Source organism: Marinobacter salinexigens (genome assembly GCF_008370345.1).
Lineage (GTDB): Bacteria > Pseudomonadota > Gammaproteobacteria > Pseudomonadales > Oleiphilaceae > Marinobacter > Marinobacter salinexigens.
The window spans coordinates 131,743-153,379 of sequence record NZ_VTUU01000001.1; the positions used below are offsets into that span (position 1 = coordinate 131,743).

The 21,637-nt window shown below is 57.2% G+C and carries 18 protein-coding genes; 5 read left to right on the forward strand and 13 right to left on the reverse strand.

The features are described 5' to 3' along the window. Positions 1 to 287: 287 nt before the first annotated feature. Positions 288 to 1,655 carry a selenoneine synthase SenA gene (senA, locus tag FWJ25_RS00640; protein ID WP_246166620.1) on the forward strand — a complete coding sequence of 456 codons (1,368 nt, stop codon included), beginning with the start codon at positions 288 to 290 and terminating at the stop codon, positions 1,653 to 1,655. A gap of 12 nt (positions 1,656 to 1,667) precedes the next feature. On the opposite strand, the gene FWJ25_RS00645 is transcribed toward senA, so the two are convergent. The 10 genes from FWJ25_RS00645 to aroQ all read right to left on the reverse strand — a co-directional run bounded on the left by FWJ25_RS00645 (position 1,668) and on the right by aroQ (position 12,408). Continuing rightward, the gene (locus tag FWJ25_RS00645; RefSeq protein WP_149598318.1) at positions 1,668 to 3,221 is read right to left on the reverse strand and encodes a cation:proton antiporter family protein; all 1,554 of its coding nucleotides are present in this window, start codon (positions 3,219 to 3,221) and stop codon (positions 1,668 to 1,670) included. 159 nt (positions 3,222 to 3,380) lie between these two features. Further along, positions 3,381 to 4,667 carry a phosphoribosylamine--glycine ligase gene (gene purD / locus FWJ25_RS00650; RefSeq protein WP_149598319.1) on the reverse strand — a complete coding sequence of 429 codons (1,287 nt, stop codon included), beginning with the start codon at positions 4,665 to 4,667 and terminating at the stop codon, positions 3,381 to 3,383. 25 nt (positions 4,668 to 4,692) lie between these two features. After that, positions 4,693 to 6,273: a bifunctional phosphoribosylaminoimidazolecarboxamide formyltransferase/IMP cyclohydrolase gene (gene purH / locus FWJ25_RS00655; RefSeq protein WP_149598320.1), complete on the reverse strand. Its 1,581-nt coding sequence runs from the start codon at positions 6,271 to 6,273 to the stop codon at positions 4,693 to 4,695. Positions 6,274 to 6,357: 84 nt separating this feature from the next. Beyond that, a complete protein-coding gene (gene fis / locus FWJ25_RS00660) occupies positions 6,358 to 6,675 on the reverse strand; it encodes a DNA-binding transcriptional regulator Fis (protein WP_149598321.1) in 318 nt (105 codons plus the stop codon). Then, a complete protein-coding gene (gene dusB / locus FWJ25_RS00665) occupies positions 6,672 to 7,670 on the reverse strand; it encodes a tRNA dihydrouridine synthase DusB (RefSeq protein ID WP_149598322.1) in 999 nt (332 codons plus the stop codon). The genes fis and dusB overlap by 4 nt, the downstream gene beginning before the upstream one ends. Positions 7,671 to 7,886: 216 nt before the next feature. Beyond that, on the reverse strand, positions 7,887 to 9,122 hold the full coding sequence (locus tag FWJ25_RS00670; protein WP_149598323.1) for a DUF3426 domain-containing protein: 1,236 nt from the start codon (positions 9,120 to 9,122) through the stop codon (positions 7,887 to 7,889). Between the two features lie 62 nt (positions 9,123 to 9,184). After that, a complete protein-coding gene (prmA, locus tag FWJ25_RS00675; RefSeq protein ID WP_149598324.1) occupies positions 9,185 to 10,081 on the reverse strand; it encodes a 50S ribosomal protein L11 methyltransferase in 897 nt (298 codons plus the stop codon). Between the two features lie 29 nt (positions 10,082 to 10,110). Then, positions 10,111 to 11,457 carry an acetyl-CoA carboxylase biotin carboxylase subunit gene (gene accC, locus FWJ25_RS00680; protein ID WP_149598325.1) on the reverse strand — a complete coding sequence of 449 codons (1,347 nt, stop codon included), beginning with the start codon at positions 11,455 to 11,457 and terminating at the stop codon, positions 10,111 to 10,113. A gap of 18 nt (positions 11,458 to 11,475) precedes the next feature. Continuing rightward, a complete protein-coding gene (gene accB / locus FWJ25_RS00685) occupies positions 11,476 to 11,940 on the reverse strand; it encodes an acetyl-CoA carboxylase biotin carboxyl carrier protein (RefSeq protein ID WP_149598326.1) in 465 nt (154 codons plus the stop codon). 30 nt (positions 11,941 to 11,970) lie between these two features. Continuing rightward, positions 11,971 to 12,408, reverse strand: a complete 438-nt coding sequence (gene aroQ, locus FWJ25_RS00690; RefSeq protein WP_149598327.1) for a type II 3-dehydroquinate dehydratase — start codon at positions 12,406 to 12,408, stop codon at positions 11,971 to 11,973. 377 nt (positions 12,409 to 12,785) lie between these two features. Between aroQ and FWJ25_RS00695 the strand changes: the two genes are divergently transcribed. Both FWJ25_RS00695 and FWJ25_RS00700 read left to right on the forward strand, forming a co-directional pair. Continuing rightward, positions 12,786 to 13,538, forward strand: coding sequence for a hypothetical protein (locus tag FWJ25_RS00695; protein WP_149598328.1), 753 nt, complete (start codon positions 12,786 to 12,788; stop codon positions 13,536 to 13,538). Next, positions 13,535 to 14,524 carry a DUF6976 family protein gene (locus tag FWJ25_RS00700; RefSeq protein ID WP_149598329.1) on the forward strand — a complete coding sequence of 330 codons (990 nt, stop codon included), beginning with the start codon at positions 13,535 to 13,537 and terminating at the stop codon, positions 14,522 to 14,524. Before FWJ25_RS00695 ends, FWJ25_RS00700 begins: the two co-directional genes overlap by 4 nt. Positions 14,525 to 14,545: 21 nt before the next feature. Here FWJ25_RS00700 and FWJ25_RS00705 read toward each other — a convergent pair whose 3' ends face one another. Continuing rightward, a complete protein-coding gene (locus tag FWJ25_RS00705) occupies positions 14,546 to 16,165 on the reverse strand; it encodes a diguanylate cyclase (protein ID WP_149598330.1) in 1,620 nt (539 codons plus the stop codon). 199 nt (positions 16,166 to 16,364) lie between these two features. On the opposite strand from FWJ25_RS00705, the gene FWJ25_RS00710 reads away from it, so the two are divergent. Both FWJ25_RS00710 and FWJ25_RS00715 read left to right on the forward strand, forming a co-directional pair. Beyond that, positions 16,365 to 18,368, forward strand: coding sequence for a bifunctional diguanylate cyclase/phosphodiesterase (locus FWJ25_RS00710; RefSeq protein WP_149598331.1), 2,004 nt, complete (start codon positions 16,365 to 16,367; stop codon positions 18,366 to 18,368). 3 nt (positions 18,369 to 18,371) lie between these two features. Then, a complete protein-coding gene (locus tag FWJ25_RS00715; protein ID WP_149598332.1) occupies positions 18,372 to 19,424 on the forward strand; it encodes a DUF2333 family protein in 1,053 nt (350 codons plus the stop codon). Between the two features lie 70 nt (positions 19,425 to 19,494). On the opposite strand, the gene ppa is transcribed toward FWJ25_RS00715, so the two are convergent. Both ppa and FWJ25_RS00725 read right to left on the reverse strand, forming a co-directional pair. Beyond that, a complete protein-coding gene (gene ppa, locus FWJ25_RS00720) occupies positions 19,495 to 20,022 on the reverse strand; it encodes an inorganic diphosphatase (protein ID WP_149598333.1) in 528 nt (175 codons plus the stop codon). Between the two features lie 438 nt (positions 20,023 to 20,460). Next, a complete protein-coding gene (locus tag FWJ25_RS00725) occupies positions 20,461 to 21,600 on the reverse strand; it encodes an acyl-CoA dehydrogenase family protein (RefSeq protein ID WP_149598334.1) in 1,140 nt (379 codons plus the stop codon). Positions 21,601 to 21,637: the final 37 nt, after the last annotated feature.

Genomic DNA, 21,637 nt, shown 5'->3' on the forward strand with positions numbered 1-21,637 from the left:
GGAATCGGACAGCTTCATATTGTTGTTTGGGGATAACCGGTACGGCGAGAACTCCGGTCACGACCCTGTGACCCAATCTATTGCCAGAGAAGTTCTCTGGAAAACGGTTAAGATTTAATCAGATTACGTGCCACTATTGTGATAGATCCGGTTTTCAGAGGGGTTACCTGAGCGGAAGGAATATCTTATTTATACGGTCGTAAAGTAATTCGACGTTTTCCCCGTTACTACCTTGGTCGCTCAGTTTGATATTCTGTTAGTCAGACCCTAGCAGCCAGGCAGAACCCATGGGCGATATGCAAACCGTAACCTCCCGGTCACCCACCCGCGAAGAGCTTCTTTCTGAACTTGCGAATACCCGGAGGCGAACACGCGACCTGATCACATCCCTGCCGGAGGAAGCCCTCAATGTTCCTTATCATCGGGGCGTCAATCCGCCGCTTTGGGAAATGGGGCATGCTGCCTTCTTCTACGAGGTCTTTGTTTTCAACCTGCTGGACGGCACTCCGAGTATTGATCCATCCATGGATGATCTGTGGGATTCTTTCCATGTAGACCATCAGGATCGTTGGTGCCGGGAACTGTTCCCGGGCAGGGAAGCGACGTTGCGGTACTTTGAGACGGTGTATGACCGGCTTGAGGAGCGTATTCGTGCCCGGCCATTGAGCGAGCAGGAAAGGTATTTGTACCGCTACGGGATTTTTCATCAGAACATGCATGTCGAGTCGCTGATCTGGTGCCGCCAGACTGTCGGCTACCCTGCGCCGGGCTCATGCCTGTTAGCACGGACCGCGCCGGGCGAACCTGGTGGTGGCGATGCGGAAATTCCGGGCGGGCGCTGGCTGATCGGAATGCCGGGCAATTCAGAGTATTTCGCTACTGACGATTTTGCCTTCGATAATGAGAAGCCCCGCTTTGAGATTGAATTGCCGGCATTTGCGATTTCAAAGCTGGCCGTCTCCCGTGGGGAATTTCTGGCGTTTGTAGAAGACGGCGGGTATCAGAAGCCAGAACTCTGGTCATTTGGCGGCAGAAGATGGTTGGATACCGAAACAGACGTAGCGCTCGTGCATGGCTGCCGGGAGCCTATGCTGAGAACGCCGCGGCACCCGTTGTACTGGCGCTGGCATGACAGTCAATGGCAGGAAAGGGTGTTTGATCAGTGGCAGCCTCTGGAACTGGAGGCTCCCGTGCTTCACGTCAGCTACTGGGAAGCTGAGGCCTGGTGTAACTGGGCCGGACGCAGGCTGCCAACGGAGTTTGAGTGGGAAGTGGCGGCGTTGGGCAATCGGCCGGAGACGCCATTCAGGCGATTCCCCTGGGGCAATGAGGCGCCAACGGAAGTGCGGGCTGATCTGGACGGTGGTGCCATGGCCCGGAATCCTGTGTATGACTACCCAGCCGGAGACAGTGCCTTTGGTTGCCGGCAGATGATTGGTAGTACCTGGGAGTGGACCAGCAGTCAGTTTTTCCCCTATGACGGCTTCAAGGTGGATATGTATCCGTTCATGTCGACCCTGCAGTTTGGTGATCACAAGGTGACTCGTGGCGGTAGCTGCGCCACCTCATCCTGCCTGATCCGGGGGACCTATCGACAGGCCTATTTGCCTCAGCGTAACGATGTCTATACCGGCTTCCGGACCTGCGCTCTGTAAGGTCCGTCGCGTTCAGGAGGTTTGGTCGGCGTTCCGCCCGGCCACGTGACTGGCCAGTGCGACCCCGGTCTCGTTCATGGTCAGGTAGGCGTCGTTTGCACCTGCTTCGCGAATCTGCCGGGCTTCGTCTTCATACATGGTATGAGCCACGATGTAGCCACGGAAGCCGAGCTTGCGCAGCATTCGAGCTGCAATCAGTTTGCCTTCGATATCCCCGAGCGACAGAATGACCGAGTGTACTTCCGGCATGTGCAGTCCATGCCAGAAGGACGCATCCTCCGCATCGGCAAAGACGACGTTCCGGCCAGCTTTCTGATGCTCCCTTGCTTTTGCCGGATCGGAATCCAGGCCTATTAGCTCTCCTGCCCGGGGCGCTATCCAGTCATAGGCCGCGGTACCGGTGCGGCCCATGCCCATGATCAGAACCCTGGCATTACCCAGAGACAGGGGTTGTTCATCCGGGTGATGCTTTCGGCTTTCGAATCGGCTCAGGCCTTCTGCAAAACGTTCGTAGAGAATATGGGCGGAGCGGTTTAACGGAGCTGAGATCACGAATGACAGGGACACCGATATGGCAAGGGGAACGAGCCATTCGGGTAATGCGATACTGGCAACAATCAGACCGAATTCGCTGTAATTGGTCAATGCCAGCGCGCTGAGGAAGCCACTGCGGGCACGAAGGCGGAAAACCAGAAGCAGGAAGAAGAACAGCAGCCCCTTGAGCGGCAGTACCAGAGTGGCTACGAGGGCGAAGATCAGCGCCTGGCTGTCTGGTAGCCCACCGATCCCGATTTGCAGGAAAAAGCCAACAAGGAACATCTCCTTGACGCTCCAGAGTGATTTGGAGAGTTCCTGAGCCCGGGGATGGCTGGCCAGCATGGCACCAAACACCAGGGCACCCAGCTCTGAACTGAGACCAACGCTCTCGAAACCGTATCCACCAAGCACCAGAGCCAGCAGGAGCCCGAGAAGCACCAGCAACTCATCATGGCCGCTGGCATCCAGCAGCCGGAACAAGAGCGGGCGGAGCAGAGGTAAACCAAAAACGATCAGGGCCCATTTGGAGGGAGTTTGGCCGGCGGCGAGGCTCATCACGACCAGGGCAATCAGATCCTGCATGATCAGAATGCCAATAGCTACACGGCCATGGAACGCCCGAAGCTCGCGTTTGGATTCCAGTACCTTGGCTGCGAGTACGGTGGATGAGAACGATAGCGCAATGGCCAGCATCAGCGCCGTACTCCATGGCAGGTCCATCAGCAGATAGAGGCCTGGAGTAAACACGAGACAGGTAATGGCGAAGTGCAGCAGGCTGCCTCCAATGACCTCGGGGCTGACGATGGAGCGGAGCTTCAGCTTCAGGCCGACGGTAAACAGTAGAAGCAGCACCCCGACATGGGCGATATGCTCCAGTGTGTGAGTCGGACCCACGGAAAGACCGGCTGTTGCTGATAGCCCGCTGAGTACGAAACCTGCGGCCAGATAGCCCACCAGTGGCGGTAAGCCGATGGTCTTGACCAGGAGGCCAAGGGCGAAGGCGAAGGAAATCCAAAGGGCTTCAGGCATTACGTAGTCTTTTCAGGCTGGTTCGGGTATTTGCTCAAGGCTATCGTGTTTTACCGGTCTGGTGTAGTCGATGCTGGTCTAATCCGACTGATTTTGCTCAAAAAAGGGCAAAAAAAAGCCCGGTCAGCGACCGGGCCTGTACCTGCTGAGCCTGTTGGCTCAGGCTTGTTCCCGTGCGATTGCGCGGTAGGCAATATCCTTGCGGTAGAAGGCATCTTTCCAGCTGATCTTTTCGGCCAGCTCGTAAGCGCGCTTCTGGGCTTCGGTCACGGTATTGCCCAGGGCGGTGGCACACAGCACCCGGCCGCCGCTTGTGACAACATCGTCGCCGTTGAGTCTGGTGCCCGCATGGAACACTTTCTCGCCTTCGACTTCCGATTCCGGCAGGCCGGAAATAACCGCGCCTTTCTCGTAATCTGCGGGGTAGCCGCCTGCAGCAAGTACGATGCCTACGGAAGCACGTTCGTCCCAGTCAGAGCTGCACTGGTCCAGTTTACCGTCAATGGCAGCGCCGCAGAGTTCAACCAGGTCCGATTTCATGCGCAGCATGATGGGCTGGGTTTCCGGGTCGCCGAAGCGGCAGTTGAACTCGATAACCTTGGGAGCGCCATTGTTGTCGATCATCAGGCCGGCATACAGGAAGCCCTTGTAAGGATGGCCTTCGGCTGCCATGCCGCGAACCGTGGGGTAGATGACTTCGTCCATAATGCGCTGGTGCACTTCCGCGGTCACGACCGGGGCCGGGGAGTAGGCGCCCATGCCACCGGTGTTGGGGCCGGTATCACCGTCGCCAACCCGTTTATGGTCCTGGGAGGTAGCCATGGGCAGCACATTCTCACCGTCGACCATGACGATAAAGCTGGCTTCTTCGCCTTCGAGGAATTCTTCGATAACCACGCGGCTGCCGGCGTCACCGAAGGCATTGCCTGCCAGCATGTCGCGGATGGCGTCCTCGGCTTCTTCCAGGGTCATGGCGACAATAACGCCTTTGCCAGCGGCCAGACCGTCAGCCTTGACCACGATCGGAGCGCCCTGCTCGCGCACATAGGCCAAGGCCTCGTCCACGTCAGTATAGTTGCCGTAGCCGGCGGTAGGAATTTTCTGGCGTGCCAGGAAATCCTTGGTGAATGCCTTGGACCCTTCCAGCTGGGCTGCGCCGGCACTTGGGCCAAAGACGCGAAGGCCGCGTTCTTCGAATTGATCGACGATACCTGCGACCAGTGGTGCCTCAGGGCCAACGATGGTCAGACCCACATTGTTGCCCGCTGCAAAGTTGGCAAGACCTTCCAGATCCAGCACGTCAATATCGACGTTCTCCAGCCCCGGCTCACGGGCCGTGCCGGCGTTGCCGGGAGCGACAAATACCCGGTCAGCGTCCGGGGACTGGGCTGCTTTCCAGGCCAGGGCGTGTTCACGTCCGCCACTGCCGATAACAAGAATGTTCATAGTCGGAATCCTTCTCTACCCTGTATCAGTGACGGAAGTGGCGCATGCCGGTGAAGACCATGGCGATGCCGTGCTCGTTGGCAGCGTCGATAACTTCCTGGTCACGCATGGAACCGCCTGGCTGAATCACGGCAGTGATGCCGGCTGCGGCGGCAGCGTCGATGCCATCCCGGAACGGGAAGAACGCATCGGAGGCCATGACCGATCCCGGTACTTCCAGGCCTTCATCTGCGGCTTTGATACCCGCGATTTTAGCACTGTATACCCGGCTCATCTGGCCCGCGCCGATACCGATAGTGCGGCCGGCCTTGGCGTAAACAATGGCATTGGACTTGACGTACTTGGCTACTTCCCAGGCGAACAGAAGGTCGTTGAGTTCCTGTTCGGACGGCTGGCGGTCTGTGACAACCTTGACGTCTTCCATTGCTACCATGCCCAGGTCGCGGTCCTGAACCAGCAGGCCGCCGGTAACTCGCTTGTAGTCCATGGTCTGGGCGCGCTCACCATCAAACTCGCCGCAGGCCAGCAGGCGTACGTTCTTCTTGGCCGCAACCAGCTCAGCCGCTTCAGGCGCGACGGTCGGGGCGATGATCACTTCCACGAACTGACGGTCCACGATGGCTTTGGCGGTTTCCGCATCCAGTTCACGGTTAAAAGCAATGATGCCGCCGAATGCTGAGGTGGGGTCAGTGGCGAAAGCCAGGTCGTAGGCTTGACGGATATCTGCACCGATGGCCACGCCACAGGGGTTGGCGTGTTTGACGATAACACAGGCTGGATCAGCGAACGGTTTCACGCACTCCAGTGCAGCGTCAGTGTCGGCAACGTTGTTGTAGGACAGCTCTTTGCCCTGCAACTGTGTGGCCGTTGCCACGCAGGCTTCCTTCGGCGCGCGCTCGGCGTAGAAGGCAGCGCGCTGATGGGGGTTTTCGCCGTAACGCATGTCCTGAACTTTAACAAACTGCGCGTTAAAGGTGCGAGGGAACTCGGCATTGTCGTTGTCCGGGGTGCGGCCACCGAGATAGTTGGCAATGGCGCCATCGTAGCCCGCGGTGTGTTCGAAGGCTTTCACCGCAAGATCGAAGCGGGTTTCGTAGGCCAGCTCGCCGTTGTTTGATTCGAGTTCCGAGAGAATACGGCTGTAGTCCGAAGCGTTTACCACAATGGCCACGTCATTGTGGTTCTTGGCTGCGGCACGAACCATGGTCGGGCCGCCAATGTCGATGTTCTCGATGGCGGTCGGCAGATCGCAGTCTGGCTTCGCGACCGTCTCTTCGAAGGGGTACAGGTTGACCACCACCATGTCGATCGGATTGATACCATGCTCACCCATCACGGCATCATCGGTGCCGCGACGGCCGAGAATGCCACCGTGAATCTTCGGGTGCAGGGTCTTGACACGGCCATCCATCATTTCCGGGAATCCGGTGTAATCGGAAACCTCGGTTACCGGGATGTTGTTCTCCCGGAGCAGGCGGAAGGTTCCGCCAGTGGACAGCAGTTCAATACCGCGTTCGGTGAGGGCACGGCCGAAATCGACGATGCCGGTTTTATCACTGACACTGATCAGTGCGCGACGGACGGGGGTGTTAGCCTGGTTTGCCATGAGTCACTTTCTTCGCTGGAGATGAACGAATAAGGGCCTCGCGAATGGTGTCCGGGAGGCCCTTATCAAATCAGGGTGTCTGGATTATAGCAGACCGTACTGCTTCAACTTCTTGCGCAGGGTTCCGCGGTTCAGGCCAAGCATGGTGGAAGCCTTGGTCTGATTGTTGCGGGTGTACTTCATAACCTGCTCCAGCAGCGGTGCTTCCACTTCGGAGAGTACCAACTGATAAACCTCGGTTACCGGAGCTCCGTCCAGTTGCGCGAAGTAGTTTTTCAGAGCAAGTTCGACGCTGTCGCGGAGGGTAACGGCATTGCCGCTGTTATTCACCGTCTGCAGTTGGTGAATGTCTTCACTGGCGGGTGTGCTCAGGTTGTCGTTTGCCAAAGTGTCAGCGATCATGCTGCGAATACCTCTCGATTTCGTAAGCCTTCAAAGTACTGTTGAATAACGTCTTTTTGCTCCAGCGCATCGTCGATGGCGTTGAAGCTTTTTCGGAACTGTTTTCCCGGATCGTGGGATTGCAAATACCAGCCAACATGCTTTCTGGCGATGCGTACACCCATCAGTTCGCCGTAGAAACTGTGCAGTTCGGCGAGATGTCCGGTCAGGATGCTTTCCACTTCGTCCAGTGACGGGGCCTGCATGTGCTTGCCGGTCTCCAGATAGTGGAGGATTTCCCGGAAAATCCAGGGGCGTCCCTGAGCTCCCCGGCCAATCAGCAATCCGTCAGCGCCGGTGTGTCTGAGAACCTGCTCCGCTTTTTCCGGCGAGGTGATGTCACCGTTGGCGAACACCGGGATACTGACCCGGGATTTAACGTCGGCGATGGTGTCGTACTCCGCCTCGCCATTGTATTTGTCGGCGCGAGTGCGGCCATGTATGGCCAGCGCCTGGATGCCAGCATCTTCAGCCATCCGGGCAATGAGCGGTGCGTTACGGTTGTCAGTATTCCAGCCGGTGCGCATTTTCAGGGTGACCGGAATATCGACTGCGTTAACGACGGCTTCCAGGATTTCTCTGACCAGACCCTCATCTTTCATCAAAGCTGAGCCTGCGGCTTTGTTACACACTTTTTTCGCAGGGCAGCCCATGTTGATGTCGATGATCTGGGCTCCGAACTCAGCATTCATCCGGGCCGCATCAGCCAGCATCTGGGGATCACCTCCGGCAATCTGTACTGACCTGGGCTCAGGTTCGCCGTCATGATTCAGGCGCGTACGGGATTTACGTGTGTGCCAGAGTTTGCTGTCTGCAATAACCATCTCCGAGACTGCCAGACCTGCACCCAGCTTTCGGCACAGTAGCCGGAAGGGGCGGTCGGTTACACCCGCCATGGGGGCAACAATCAGCGGATTGGGCAATGTGTACGGCCCGATTTTTGCCGTCGGCAGCATGATCTGAGTCCATCTCACAGCGAGTTGAGCAAGCGTAGGAATGGCTCGACTGGTTAATTAGTGATCGATCCGGTTTCCGAAGGGCGCTAATGATACCGCTGGGGGCGGTGTGATTGAAGGGGCTGAAGGGCGAAAAAATTGATTATTTTTCGCCCTTTCTGGTTGACTTTTGCTCGGGTCGATGGGCGTTGGTGCAGACCGTTCAGTGAATGCTTGCTAACGCCCCTGGCGGGTATAGGGGCGGAAGTTGATGTTGTAGTTCACCGCATCCCGGCCGGGGTCACGGATCTGGATTGCAATGCGCACCGGTGTGTCTTTGGGCATGGCCTTGAGGGCGCTGCCTTCTCCGGCCAGGTATTCGTCAGGTGTGAAAACGCTCTGGGCAACCACATCACCATTCAGGTTGGAGAAGGTGAGCGCAATTGCGGGGAAGGGCTGCTCAAACTCCGCACGGTTGATGATGACGGCATCTACAATCAGCTGGGTGCGGTTATCTGGATCGGAACGGACGACCAGTTTACGGCTCTGGATCTCGTCGACATTCAGTAGAGGCTGGAGTTCGCAGCCTGCCAGTTCACAGCCTTTTTCATAGAAGGGCCGTAGCTGGGGAATGGCCGAAAGACGGTCAAACTGGTACCAGGTCACTTGTGCGACCAGAACACCAATCAGCGCCAGCACAATAATGGTCCAGAATAGGGTACGCAATCGGCTTCCGCCGTTACCCGATACCGATACGGGCTCGCGGCGGAGGTCGTCAAATGGCCGGCTGGCACTGACTGTATCTGCGATCGGTTGTTCTGGTTCTGGTTCTGGTTCGGGCGCTGGCTGTGTTTGTGGTGCCGGTTCAGGCTCCTCGGCTACAGCTGGTTCCGGCGTGCTTTCCTTTTTCGAACCGGCTTGTTCCTCGAACTCGATGAAGAAACTGTCGTCTTCCGAGCGGTCCGCCGTCAGCGGTTGTGCCGAATCGAAGCTGGCCGCTTCTTCTTTGACAGAATCCGGGGCAGCTTCTGCCTCCCTGGGTTCGGTAAGCATTTCCTCGGCCCAGCTCTCATCAATGGACTCGTTATGATGATCGTCATCATGGTGGTGAAAGTCGGAACCTCCTCCCTGTTCGACCTCCCGGAAGCTGTCACTCAGTTCAGCGTCGGAAAACCCGAGTCTGGTGCCTGCGTACTGTCCCGCGGCAGCATCTTCCTCGGGGTTGTCCTGAAATACGAAATCCTCTTCCGTGAAGCTCGACGGGCCCTGGTCTTCCGGGGCATCCGCTCTATCGACCGGCGTGGACTCGGCCTTTTTCGGGGCTTCCGGTATGACCTGATGTTCGATGGCGTTGAACACAGCCATGCAGTTTCCGCAACGCACCTTGCCTTTGGCGATACCAAGCTGTTCATCGGATACCCGGAAACGGGTCTGGCAATTGGGGCACTGGGTCTGCAGGCTGCTTTGGGTCATGCTTCGTTCCTGAAGGCGTCTGGGCTACAACTGTCGGAGTTTAGACGTTACAGCGATGTACGTCATCTGTCGTTACGCCGTCCTGTGAGGCGTATCCACTCTTCACGTTGTTCCGGTTCATCCATGATAAACCAGGGTTCATAGGCGGCCATGACATCCCGGGCCTGGTTGGAGAGGATGCCTGAAAGTACGAGATCACCGCCGGGTCTGGTCAGTTTTGCGAGATGAGGGGCGAGGCCGATAAGGGGCTGGGCAAGAATGTTGGCCAGCATGACATCGCACTGGGTGTCCGGCTCGTTTTCCGGCAGGTAGAGGTCCAGTCGTTCGTCCTCTACACCATTGCGGCGGGCATTGTCGCGGCTGGCTTCCAGGGCCTGAGGGTCGGTATCGACGCCCACAACGTGGTTGGCTCCCAAGAGCAGGGCAGCCAGGCCCAGGATGCCGGAGCCGCAGCCATAGTCGGTCACCTGCTTGCCGGCCATGTCTTTACCGTCCAGCCATTCGAGGCAAAGGGCGGTTGTCGGGTGAGTGCCGGTTCCGAAGGCAAGCCCGGGGTCGAGCATCAGGTTGGCTGCATCGGGATCCGGAGCATCGTGCCAGCTGGGCACGATCCATAGCCGTTCGCCGAACTTGAGCGGGTGAAAATCATCCATCCAGGCGCGTTCCCAGTCCTTGTCTTCCACCAGAGTGACTTCAATTTCCGGTAGCGTCTGCTGGGTGCGCTGATGCCAGGCATCTCTCAGTTCCGCGCAGAGTTGCTCGATATCTCGATCAGACTGGAATAAGCCGGTAACCGTAGTCTGGTTCCACAGAGGGGTGGTGCCGGGGTCCGGTTCGAAGAGGGGTTGGTCTGCAGCGTCTTCCATGGAAACGGCATCGGAGCCCATTTCCATGAGGAGATCCTCCAGCTGATCCGCGTTTTCGGGATCAGCCGGGATCTGGAGTTGTATCCAGGGCATAGTCTTTCCTGCAATGTTGATGCAGGACGTCAGTCCCGCATCAGTTTTTCAAGATGGTGAATGGTGAAGTCTACCTGTTTAAAGCCACCATCGCGCACCAGATTTCTATGCAGGGGCTGGTTGGTCTTGATGCCCTCGACCACCAGTTCATCCAGAGCGTTCTTCATACGCCGGCGAGCAATCTCGCGATCCTCACCCCAGGTGATCAGCTTGGCCACCAGGGAATCGTAGTATGGAGGCACGGTATAGCTGCTGTACAAGTGGGAGTCCACCCGGATGCCGTTGCCGCCGGGAGCGTGGAAGTGCTTCACTTTGCCGGGGCTCGGGATGAAGGTTTTCGGGTCTTCCGCGTTGATCCGGCATTCCATGGCGTGGCCGGAGATCTTGATGTCGTCCTGGGTGTACTGCAAAGGCAGTCCGCTGGCAATGCGCAGCTGTTCCTTGACGATATCGACACCAGTGACCATCTCGGAAACCGGGTGTTCAACCTGAACCCGGGTGTTCATCTCGATGAAGTAGAACTCGCCATCCTGGTACAGGAACTCAAAGGTACCTGCGCCCACGTAGCCGATTTCTTTGCAGGCATCGACGCACGCCTTCAGGGTGCGGGCCCGGGACTCCTGGTTGATGTTCGGAGCCGGCGCTTCCTCAATAACCTTCTGATTCCTGCGCTGCATGGAGCAGTCGCGGTCGCCCAGATGGATGCAGTTGCCGTGCATGTCGGCCAGCACCTGAACCTCAACGTGGCGCGGTGTTTCCAGGAACTTTTCAAGGTAGACCGTCGGGTCGCCGAAGGCGTTTCGGGCCTCACTTTGGGTGATCTGGACACCTTTCAGCAGGGCGGCTTCAGAGTGAACGACCTGCATGCCGCGGCCACCGCCACCGGAGGCGGCTTTGATCATTACCGGATAACCGATGCGGCGCGCGATCTTCAGTGTGCGCTCGTCATCATCCGTCAGCGGGCCGTTGGAGCCCGGAACGGTGGGTACGCCAGCCTTCACCATGGCCTCGATGGCGGATACCTTGTTACCCATCAGACGAATGGTGTCGGCAGACGGTCCGATGAAACGGAAGCCGCTCTTTTCCACCTGTTCTGCGAAATCGGCGTTTTCCGCCAGGAAGCCATAGCCGGGGTGGATGCCCACAGAGTCGGTGACTTCAGCGGCGCTGATGATGGTTGGAATGTTCAGGTAACTTTCCAGCGGACTGTTAGGGCCGATACAGACAGATTCATCTGCCAGACGGACGTGCATCAGGTCGCGATCGACCTGGGAGTGCACAGCAACCGTCTTGATGCCCAGCTCCTTACAGGCGCGCAGGATCCGGAGAGCAATTTCACCCCGGTTTGCGATCAGAACTTTTTCTAGCATGGCCATGAGTAGCTATCACCGAGTTCAGGAAATGACGATCAGAGGCTGATCAAACTCCACCGGCTGGCCATTTTCGACCAGGATTTCAGTGACGGTACCGCTCTTGTCGGCTTCAATCTGGTTCATCATCTTCATTGCTTCGACGATGCAGATAACGTCACCGGCCTTCACTGACTGACCAACTTCAACGAATACAGAGGCAGTCGGAGAAGGCGCCCGATAGAAGGTGCCGACCATCGGCGACTTCACTGCATGGCCGCTGATGGCGGCAGGAGCGGCTTCTTCAGCAGCAGCCGGGGCTGCCGGAGCAGGCGCAGCTGCAACCGGTTGCGGAGCCGGAGCAGCAACCTGGCTTACGTACTGGGTGCCAGCAACCTGTTCGCGACGACGGGAGATGCGTACTGAGTCCTCTCCCTCCTGAATCTCCAGCTCCTCTACGTCAGATTCTTCGAGCAGCTCGATAAGTTTCTTGATCTTGCGAATATCCATAGTCAATCCAGTCCCGTTTTGTCAGGTCTATCAGTTGATTCGTTTCAGGGCTGCCTGCAGGGCAAATTCGTATCCCTGGCTACCCAATCCACAGATAACGCCTTCGGCGATATCGGAAAAATAGGAGTGATGGCGAAATGCTTCCCGCGCATGCACATTGGAAAGATGTACTTCAATGAACGGAATTTCTGAAGCCAGAATGGCATCCCGCAGGGCGACACTGGTGTGGGTGAAAGCTGCTGGATTGATGATGATGAAATCCACGCCTTCCGCCCGGGCTTCATGCACCCGATCAATCAGTTCATATTCGGCGTTGGACTGCAGATGAAGCAGATGATGTCCGTTGTCTGCTGCCTGCTGCCGTAGCCTGTCATCGATGTCGGCCAGAGTCTCGTGGCCATAAACCTCCGGCTCGCGGGTGCCGAGCATGTTGAGGTTGGGGCCGTGGAGCACAAGAATTGTCGACATGATTCAGTTTGCCTTTGTGTCTTTTTTTAGATGATCGCCGAAAATCACAGCACGTTCCCTCAATGGTGCGTACTTGTTTCTCTCAGATCAACACTTTTTGACAATCTTCCGTGTCGTCCATTGGTCGTAAAAAGACGGCATTAGAGTCCCGACAGGATCTTTCCACTGATGACAATCATTGTCGTCAAGGGATGGCGGGACTTCCATACGACGTTGGTTTCATAACCTCGTTGTCAGCGCGTCTTTCCGGTCAAGGCAGGACACAGGCATTGCTCCTGAAGTCTCGGTGATCCGATGCCAACGTTCAGTTTAGTCCCGGTTTGCAGAGGGAGACACTGGCAGATGACTCAACAAAAATAATTTCAGGAGATGTCGCAATGAGGGATACGGAAGTATGCCGGCGCCTGCTCGGTATTGAAGAACCATGGACAGTAAACCGTTTGCGGATAGACACCCAGACGCGAGAGCTTCACGCGTTTGTCGGGCGGGGACAGGGCTGGCTGGCCAGGGTGGTGCCCGATCAGCCTAAATCACGGTGGCGCCATTGCAACGTGGGTGCATATAAGGCGTTTATTCATGCCACCGTTACGGATGGCTTTTCCGATGAGGACAAGCGGGTGGCATTTATCGGTCGCCCGGATACCGAATTTACCACCGGCCTGGCCCGGAAAGTTACCGACTGCCTGAAGGCTGGCCTGCGCTATCGCGAGGTGTGCCAGTTGCTGGACATCGACGTGCACCTGGCCTGGCAGATCCGGCATGCGATTCAGGAAGGACTGCTGGGCAAAGATATGTCTACCCTGGCGGATTCGATGGTCACAGACCTGGAGCAGGACGTCCTCCCCGATATTCCCCCGGTTTCCGATGTTGCATGGCGCCGCCTGCTCAGTTCCGAAGGTTCGCTCAACCCCCGCTTGCTCAGTCTCAGGCTCTTGCTGACGCGGGCACGGCAGGAATTTGGTCGTCTGGAAGATGAATCTGCCCGGATGATACGAATCAATGAGATCCGCCGTTTCTTTATCAAGCATAGAAAGCAGCTTGGGTATGAGATTGAGCAGTTGCAGTCCCTCAGGGCTGTTCGTGCACTGTCGGGTGACAGAGAGCACTGGGAGAAGGAGGTTGCCGAATGAGTGACCTGAACAGTCGTCTCCTCACCGTTGCAGAGGTGTCTGAGTTGATCCAGCAGGGCCTGCCACTGGCCCTGGCGGGGGATGAAGCCCTGCTGGCTTCCTTGCCGACGGGTAACTGGATTGCCGGAAGTACACCCTATTTCATGACCGAGCACGCAGGCGTCTGTGATCGCAACAAGGTATTTGTCCAGATACTGGATGCCGAGCAGGTGACCATTGAATCCTATGACATGGATGCTCTTCCCGGGTTTCTGGAAGACGCCCCCGAACAGGGATACTCCATTATTATTCTGCCAGCGGGGAGCGATGTGCATCGTTCCTATGCCGAAAATGCTCCGGGGTTTCCGGAAATGTACCTGAAGCCCGTCGTTGGTTGGGTCGCCGGTATGCACCTGGATGATCTGGCCAGCGGAACGGCTGTGGTTGTAGATGGGCGAACCGGAGAATCGTTCGGAAATCGGGCGGTGGTCCTGCATGCGAGCCTGCCTCCGGGAGTCTCGGCGATGGTGCACGCAATTAATCTCTTTGAGCCTGATGAAGGCGATGATATCGAGTTCAGTGATACCAGCTTTTCCGCCCGACACTGCATAGTGAATGGCGAGCAGAAAGGCCTGCCGGAATACTTCGAAGATCGTGGCCTGGATACACGTCAACCGCTGCTGGCGGACTATTGCGGGGCGCTGATCAATGTCAGCATTCAGTCGCTGGAGTCATCGAGCGGTGCGGTTCAGTTCTACGCGCCGGTCTTTAAGGGGGTTCAGTACCGGGTTGCCCGGCCCGTAGCCGATTATCCCGAGGCCTTCGCTCAGGCCATGCCTGCCAAACCAGGCCGAATTATTTTTGGCTGCAACTGCATCCTGAATTACCTGCACTCCGGCCTTGAGGGTCGTGCTACTCCAGGCCTGACGGGGCCGGTGACCTTTGGTGAGGTGGCTTACCAGTTGCTGAACCAGACAGCGGTATACATGACACTGGTGGATGATTGAATTCACCAGTGTCATGTTCGATCAGTTCTGTTCCTGCGCTGTTGTCACGCAGTTCCGGCCAGCGTTTTTGGACGAATAGAGGGCCTGATCGGCCCTTTCGCACAGCGCCTGGGAGGACTCTCCCTGCCAGGCTGCAATACCGCAACTGAAGGTGACGTTGAACTCCCTGTCACCGGCTGGCTGAAGCAGTTCCGAAAAGCGCTCCCGGATTTCGTTTAGCACGTTCCGGGCATCGCTGGCGCGGGTGTTGGGGAGAATGATGGCAAACTCCTCACCCCCGTAACGACCGATGTGGTCCGTCTTGCGCAGGCGCTGTTTGAGAAACATGGACAGGCTGCGCAGAACCCGGTCGCCGATGGGGTGACCGAAGGTGTCGTTTACCTTCTTGAAGTAATCAATATCGATCATCGCGAAGCACAGCGGGTGATCCTTCTGCCGTGCCCGCACAATCTCCTGTTCGAGCAGGTTCAGTGTGTGGGTGTGGTTGTACAGGCCGGTCAGGCTGTCCCGGATCATAAGGGCCAGCAGCGAGCGGGCCCGGCGCCCCCGGTTATGAATGGTCGAGATCAGGTGCTTGGGATCAATGGGCTTGGTCAGGAAGTCATCACCGCCAAGACTCATGGCATGTAGTTGTTTGCTGACATCGTCCTCGGCAGACAGATAGATGATCGGGACACTGTGAAACCTGTCCTGCTGGCGGATTACCCTGGCGATTTCCATGCCGGTACAACCCGGCATGTACATGTCCAGGATGATGATTTCCGGTGAGAACTCTTCGAGTGCAGTGATGATCGCCATGGGGTCGGTAATGATGTGAGCGATCATGCCCGCTTTTTTCAAAACCGTTTCCATGTATTTGGCCTGGGCCCGTGAGTCGTCCAGAACCAGCACTTTGTATGGTTCCACGGTGTTGCCGTGGGTATAGGTCTCGATCTTCTCGATCAACTGGCCAGGGTCGACGGCGGGATAAAAGAACTCTTCGCCGCCGCAGCGGGAGGCCCGTAGCCGGGTTTCGATGGTGCCATCCTCATCGCTTACGAAAATGATCGGGATGGGGGTGTCGTGGCGCTCTTGCAACTGCTCGATGCAAGCGAGACCGGCATTTTTTTCTCCACCGAAGTCCACATCCATCAGGATGGTTTCGGGTTTATGCAGCGCACAGGCCTCAGTCAGGTCGCGGGAGGAGGTAAAGGCTGAAGCACGAAAGCCGAAGAACTCCAGTTGGCGGATCAGGCGGCTGGCCATTTCGTTATTGGCCAGAGCAATGTAGACCGGTGTACGGCGATACTGGTTCGGGGATTCAGTACTGTCCTGATCGGTGCGTCTGCAGGTACAGCGGGACAGGGTTTCCATAGCGTCCTGAAGTTGGCGCGCCAGATCATCTTGAAGGGTCTGGCCGCTACTCCAGCCACGGACAAGATCGAGAATTTTCTGGCCGGCCTGGGCATGACCCGCCATTTCGAACCTCTGTGCGTAGCGAACCAGTTTGTCTGTTGCAGCGGCGAACTCATCACGATGGGCGCCTGCCAGTTCCCGGTCTCCGTGAATTTTCTGCCAGGTGTCCAGAACAACCCGGGCCTGGGTTGTCACACGTCGTGCGAAGTGCTGCCTGAGTTTCTCTTTCTGGCTTTCGTCGTTCATTGTGCTCCGGCCTGTCTGCTTCCATTTTTAGGTCGTCCTTCCCTTCGTGGACGACGATTTTTTCAACCTTAATCCTTTTCCAGAGTCTATAGTGTTTAGAGTTGTCGGCGTAGGTTGTTCTATGTAAATGTTTGTCAACTCTGCGGCGCAGGTCACAAACCTCTGGCCGGCTGTTATACAGCCAATCGGAGAAGCCTCCATGGTTCGGAAGCACATCAGACCGAAAGGCCCGCAGCGGGGTAATGCGACCCTGCGTACTATCCTGCTCTTGTTTACGGGAAGTTTGCTGGTGCTGGTCCTGCTTGCAGGATTTTTCACCAGTTATAGCTTTTTCCGGAACTACGTTTCCGATCAGTTGGCCGGCCATGCCCGGGATGGCGCGACGGCGATCGGCCTTTCCCTCTCGAATGCCATTGATGCACGTGATCCGGTGGCCTCATCGTCGGTTATAGATGCGGTTTTTGACAGTGGCCGCTACCTGTCTATCAGTTATCTGGATCATCACGGTAATGAAGTGGCTGGGCGCTCAATGGGGCTGCAGGAAGCCCGGGTGCCGCCCTGGTTTCTGTTTGTGGTGGACTTGCCGCTCCAGGTTGCGCGGGCTGAAGTTGTCCGGGGCTGGAATCGTCTGGGTACGGTCGAGGTGGTGAGCCACCCGGGCAGGGCCTATGAAGACCTCTGGCGGATTTCTCTCTGGCTGATTCTCAGCACTCTGTTGATCGGTGGTGTTGGCCTTGTTGTCCTGTATCTGCTTCTGCGGCGAACGCTCAAACCGCTTAACGCGCTGGAAAAACAGGCGAAGGCGCTGGGCAACAGGGACTTTCGTCAGCGGGTAACGGTGCGTTCTACCCGGGAATTGAACCTGGTTACCGAAGCGATGAACCAGATGGCAGATGACCTAGGGCAGTTGTTTGAGGGGCAGGCCAAACTGATTCAGCACCTGCGTAAAGTCAACAACGAAGATCCGGTGACGGGCCTCGACAGTCGCAGCGCGTTCGACCAGCGCCTGAAGGTAGAAGTGGAGTCCGAGGAGAAATCGGCGCCTGGCGCCTTGATGCTGCTCCATTTGGCGGGATTTGCCGATTATAACCAGGCCTACGGCCGCGAGGAGGCAGACCGGCTCTTGGTGCGAGTTGCGGGGATGGTCCGTGAATTTGCCGGGCAGCATTCGGGAGCCTTTGCTGGCCGGAGGACCGGGGCGGAGTTCGCGATATTTGTGCCGGGGGTCATGCCGGCAGATGCCGACGTCTGGTGTCGGGAACTGGTTTCGAGTGTTGATGGCATATACGCGGATCTGGCATCACCGATGGATACAGCGGTCCACGCTGGCCTGACCCGAACCCGGGAAGGTCAGGGTGTGCGGGACCTGCTGGCTGCCGCTGATGAAGCACTGAGGGTGGCCCAAAGTTCGGATGAGACCGGCTGCCACGTGGCGGATGGCGGCAAGGATGGCTTCCACAATCTGGAAACCTGGCGAGTCATTATCAACCAGGCTATCCGTGAGAAGAGCCTGTCGCTGTGGCTCCAGCCGATGGTGCGGGAAAACCAGGATGAGCCCGTTTACCATCAGGTATTTTCCCGCATCGTGAATCCGGAAGGATCGCTCAAGGCGGGCATCTTTGTACCTATGGCCGAACGTTTCGGGCTGATCGCTGATATTGATCGCCTGCTGATAGAACGGGTGCTTCGACGGCTAGCCAATGCCCCGGCGAGGCCACTGGCGGTTTCCCTGGGGAGTGCTTCGGTTGCCAGTGATGAGTTCCGGCAGGATGTGGTGGCAATGCTCAGAACGGCTGGCCCGGAGGTGAAGAACCTCTGGGTGGGCATCTCTGAGCAGACCATCCATCATCACCGTACTGCTGTGGGCCTTTTGGTGAAGGCGCTCGGACGTCTCGGGGTACCGGTACTTGTTGATCGCTTCGGGGTAGGAGGCGTGCCATTTTCCTACCTGAGAAATCTGAGATTCCAGGCGTTGCGTATCGACAACAGCTTCATTCACGATATCGACACTCATGAGGATAACCGGTTTTACCTGGAGTCGGTGGTGTCTATCGCCCACAGTCGGGGGGTGAAAGTGTTCGCGACAGGGGTGGAAACTGCTGCGGAATACTCAGTACTCTGTAAACTGGGTATCGACGGGGCCATGGGTTACCATCTGGGCCGGCCATATGCTGCCGACAATCATTCGATAGGGGATCAATAGTCTATGCCAGGCAGAATCAGACAGTATTTCAGGGATCGTAAGGACGACGTGGAAGATTACGCGGGCGGTAGCGGAGTCATCTTCAAATTCGTGCTTGTCGTACTGGTGATCTACCTGCTGGTAGCGACTGTTCTGGGGATGTACTGGAGTAGTGAGCCGGACACGTTCTCTGTCAGGGAGCACACCCGTTCGGTGGCCAACAGCATGCAGCGTGAGCCGGTCACCGGGTTCGCGACCACCACGACCATGATTCGCATAGCTGAAACATTACTGGATAAACCGGGTGGGTACATAACCAACGACATTTTCCCTCCGGGACTCTGGCTCGATAATATGCCGAACTGGGAATATGGCGTTCTGGTTCAGCTGCGGGATCTTTCCCGTGCCATGCGTAAGGACATCAGCCGTTCCCAGAGCCAGTCCGCGGAAGATCCGGACCTGATCATTGCGGAGCCGCAGTTCCACTTTGACAGCAACAGCTGGGCGATTCCGTCCACCGAGGCTGAATACCGCCGGGGTATAGAGGCACTCAAGCGCTACCTGAACCGGCTCTCGGCGCCGGAGCAGGCGAACGCGCAATTCTTTGCCCGGGCCGACAACCTGGGGAACTGGCTGGCGGATCTGGAAACCCGCCTGGGTAGCCTGTCCCGGACACTGGGCGAGAGTGTGGGTAAAGCGTCGGTCTCGGATGCCGTGGCGAACGTTGATCAGGACAACCCGCTGGATGAAGAAACCGGCGCGATTGATGTAAAAACGCCCTGGACCAAGGTAGACGACGTATTTTACGAAGCGCGGGGCAGTGCCTGGGCTCTGCTCCATATTTTCCGCGCCATAGAGGTGGATTTTCGCAAAGTTCTGCAGGATAAGAACGCAACAGCCAGTGTGAAGCAGATCATCATCGAGCTGGAGGGCACTCAGGAGCCAATGTGGAGTCCGATCATTCTCAACGGTAGTGGGTTTGGCGTTCTGGCCAATCACTCGCTGACCATGGCGGCCTACCTTTCCCGGGCCAATGCGGCAATCAGTGACATGCGAGACCTGTTATCCCGTGGCTGATGCTTGAATTCAGGCATAAAAAAACCGGGCGCTGGGCCCGGTTTTTTTATGCCATTCGGAATCCGTACTATCAGCCTTTGTAAGCTGCGATAGACTCTTCGATGGCTTTCTTGGCTGCGGCTGCATTGTCCCAGCCCTGAACCTTGACCCACTTGCCCGGCTCGAGAGTCTTGTAGTTCTCGAAGAAGTGCTGGATCTGGTTGCGCAGCAGTTCCGGCAGATCAGTGATTTCCTTCACGTCGTGGTAAGTCGTGGTCAGCTTGTCGTGGGGAACAGCAACCAGCTTGGCGTCTCCACCAGCTTCGTCTTCCATGTTCAGAACGCCAACCGGACGGCAGCGGATTACGGAGCCAGCCTGAACCGGGTACGGAGTCACAACCAGCACGTCCAGCGGATCGCCGTCGTCGGCCAGGGTGTGCGGGATGAAACCGTAGTTGGCCGGGTAGAACATCGGGGTAGCCATGAAGCGGTCTACCAGCAGCGCGCCCATGTCTTTGTCCAGTTCGTACTTGACCGGAGAGCTGTTGGCCGGGATTTCGATGGCTACATAGATGTCTTCAGGCGGGTTCTTGCCTGCGGGGATGTTGTCGAATTGCATGTGCGATCCTTCCTGGTACGTAAGGTACGTTTAACTGCGGTTAAAAAGTGGGCGCAATTATACGGAAGTCCGCTGCAGTTCGAAACTAAACCTTGGTAGGTCTGCCCGTGATGGTGCGAGCATCGATCTGGTGAAGCCTTCCGAAAAGCGCCCGTGAATACGTCCGTGTAGGGCTCGGTCGCGCCATCCCTGGCGCTCCACGTTTTCGGAAGGCTTCACCAGATCGACGCCCAGATACTGCAATTGCTCTCTGAAAATTGAATGGCGATTAAGGGAAGGCTTGCACAGCCTTTGATGGGGCGGGTCACCCTGCTGTCCAAAACTGTGCGGAGCCATGGATGGCGGAGCTCAAGCGCCACAGGGATGTGCCGCAAGGAGCGGGTTTTGGACAGCAGGGTGACCTGCCCCTAACTCCGAGCAATGAGGGGCAAGGGAAGGCTAGATCCGGAGCTGCTTAGCAATCAACTCCTTCATGATCTCCGTTGTGCCACCGCCGATGGAGAAAATTTTGGCATCCCGGTACAGGCGTTCCACCACGGATTCGCGCATGTATCCCATACCACCGAACAGCTGAACAGCCTCCCGGGTAACCTCCTCGCAAACCTCGACGGCGAAGTTCTTGGCCATCGCGACTTCCTTGACTGGATTCTTCCCGGCTTGCATCAGGGCCGCGCAGCGATAGGTGTATTCCCGGGCAATGTCGATTCGAGTCGCCATATCCACCAGCTTGTGGCGGGTTACCTGGAAACCGGAAATGTTACGGCCGAAAGCCTGGCGCTGGCGGGAGTAATCAAGGGCCGCCTCATAGGCAAGCTGAGCGGTCATGTAGGCCATGATGGACAGCATCAGGCGCTCCGCCAGGAAGTTGCTCATGATCGCAATGAAGCCGGCATTTTCGGCGCCGATCAGGCGGTCTGCGGGTACCCGGCAATCCTCGAAGAAAAGCTCCGCCGTATCACTGGCCCACCATCCCATTTTCCGGAGTTTACGGCCCCTCGAGAAACCCGGCGTATCCCGGTCGATCAGCAGCAGGCTGATCCCGCTATGTCCCTCACCGCCGGTACGAACAGCAACGGTGTAGTGATCTGCGCGGATGCCGCTGGTTATGAAGGTCTTGCTGCCGTTGACAATGTAATGATCACCCTCACGCACCGCACGTGTTTTAAGATTGGCGACATCAGAGCCACCTCCGGGCTCAGTGATCGCGAGAGCAGCGATTTTTTCTCCACTCAGGACGGGCGGTACGATCTGCTGGCGGATGTCCGGGCGCGCCCATTTGGCGACCGGAGGTAGTCCTATATCCAGAGAGCCGAGGCTGGCAACCAGCCCTCCGGATGTGGAGCGCATCAACTCTTCCGATACTGCCACTTTCAGGAAAACATCACCCTCACCGGTGCCGCCCAATGCTTCCGGAAACCCGATGCCCAGCAACCCGGCTTCGCCTGCTTTCTGATAGAGCTCACGGGGGAACTCGCCGGATTCTTCCCATTCATCGATGTGTGGAAGTATGTGGGTGGTTACAAACTTGCGGGCGCTGATACGCGCCTGTTCGTGGATGTCGCTGAAATAGTCGGACACGGTAGCCTCCCTGTCTGTTTTTGTTGGTAAGGCAGTG

Bases quoted from the DNA above. Each gene is read 5' to 3' on its own strand.
- aroQ (WP_149598327.1), bottom strand. From the start codon at position 12,408: ATGTCGACAATTCTTGTGCTCCACGGCCCCAACCTCAACATGCTCGGC.
- senA (WP_246166620.1), top strand. From the start codon at position 288: ATGGGCGATATGCAAACCGTAACCTCCCGGTCACCCACCCGCGAAGAG.
- ppa (WP_149598333.1), bottom strand. From the start codon at position 20,022: ATGCAATTCGACAACATCCCCGCAGGCAAGAACCCGCCTGAAGACATC.
- dusB (WP_149598322.1), bottom strand. From the start codon at position 7,670: ATGCTGCCGACGGCAAAAATCGGGCCGTACACATTGCCCAATCCGCTG.
- FWJ25_RS00645 (WP_149598318.1), bottom strand. From the start codon at position 3,221: ATGCCTGAAGCCCTTTGGATTTCCTTCGCCTTCGCCCTTGGCCTCCTG.
- fis (WP_149598321.1), bottom strand. From the start codon at position 6,675: ATGATCGCTGACACTTTGGCAAACGACAACCTGAGCACACCCGCCAGT.
- purD (WP_149598319.1), bottom strand. From the start codon at position 4,667: ATGAACATTCTTGTTATCGGCAGTGGCGGACGTGAACACGCCCTGGCC.
- FWJ25_RS00695 (WP_149598328.1), top strand. From the start codon at position 12,786: ATGAGGGATACGGAAGTATGCCGGCGCCTGCTCGGTATTGAAGAACCA.
- accB (WP_149598326.1), bottom strand. From the start codon at position 11,940: ATGGATATTCGCAAGATCAAGAAACTTATCGAGCTGCTCGAAGAATCT.
- FWJ25_RS00710 (WP_149598331.1), top strand. From the start codon at position 16,365: ATGGTTCGGAAGCACATCAGACCGAAAGGCCCGCAGCGGGGTAATGCG.
- FWJ25_RS00700 (WP_149598329.1), top strand. From the start codon at position 13,535: ATGAGTGACCTGAACAGTCGTCTCCTCACCGTTGCAGAGGTGTCTGAG.
- FWJ25_RS00670 (WP_149598323.1), bottom strand. From the start codon at position 9,122: ATGACCCAAAGCAGCCTGCAGACCCAGTGCCCCAATTGCCAGACCCGT.
- accC (WP_149598325.1), bottom strand. From the start codon at position 11,457: ATGGCCATGCTAGAAAAAGTTCTGATCGCAAACCGGGGTGAAATTGCT.
- FWJ25_RS00715 (WP_149598332.1), top strand. From the start codon at position 18,372: ATGCCAGGCAGAATCAGACAGTATTTCAGGGATCGTAAGGACGACGTG.
- prmA (WP_149598324.1), bottom strand. From the start codon at position 10,081: ATGCCCTGGATACAACTCCAGATCCCGGCTGATCCCGAAAACGCGGAT.
- purH (WP_149598320.1), bottom strand. From the start codon at position 6,273: ATGGCAAACCAGGCTAACACCCCCGTCCGTCGCGCACTGATCAGTGTC.
- FWJ25_RS00705 (WP_149598330.1), bottom strand. From the start codon at position 16,165: ATGAACGACGAAAGCCAGAAAGAGAAACTCAGGCAGCACTTCGCACGA.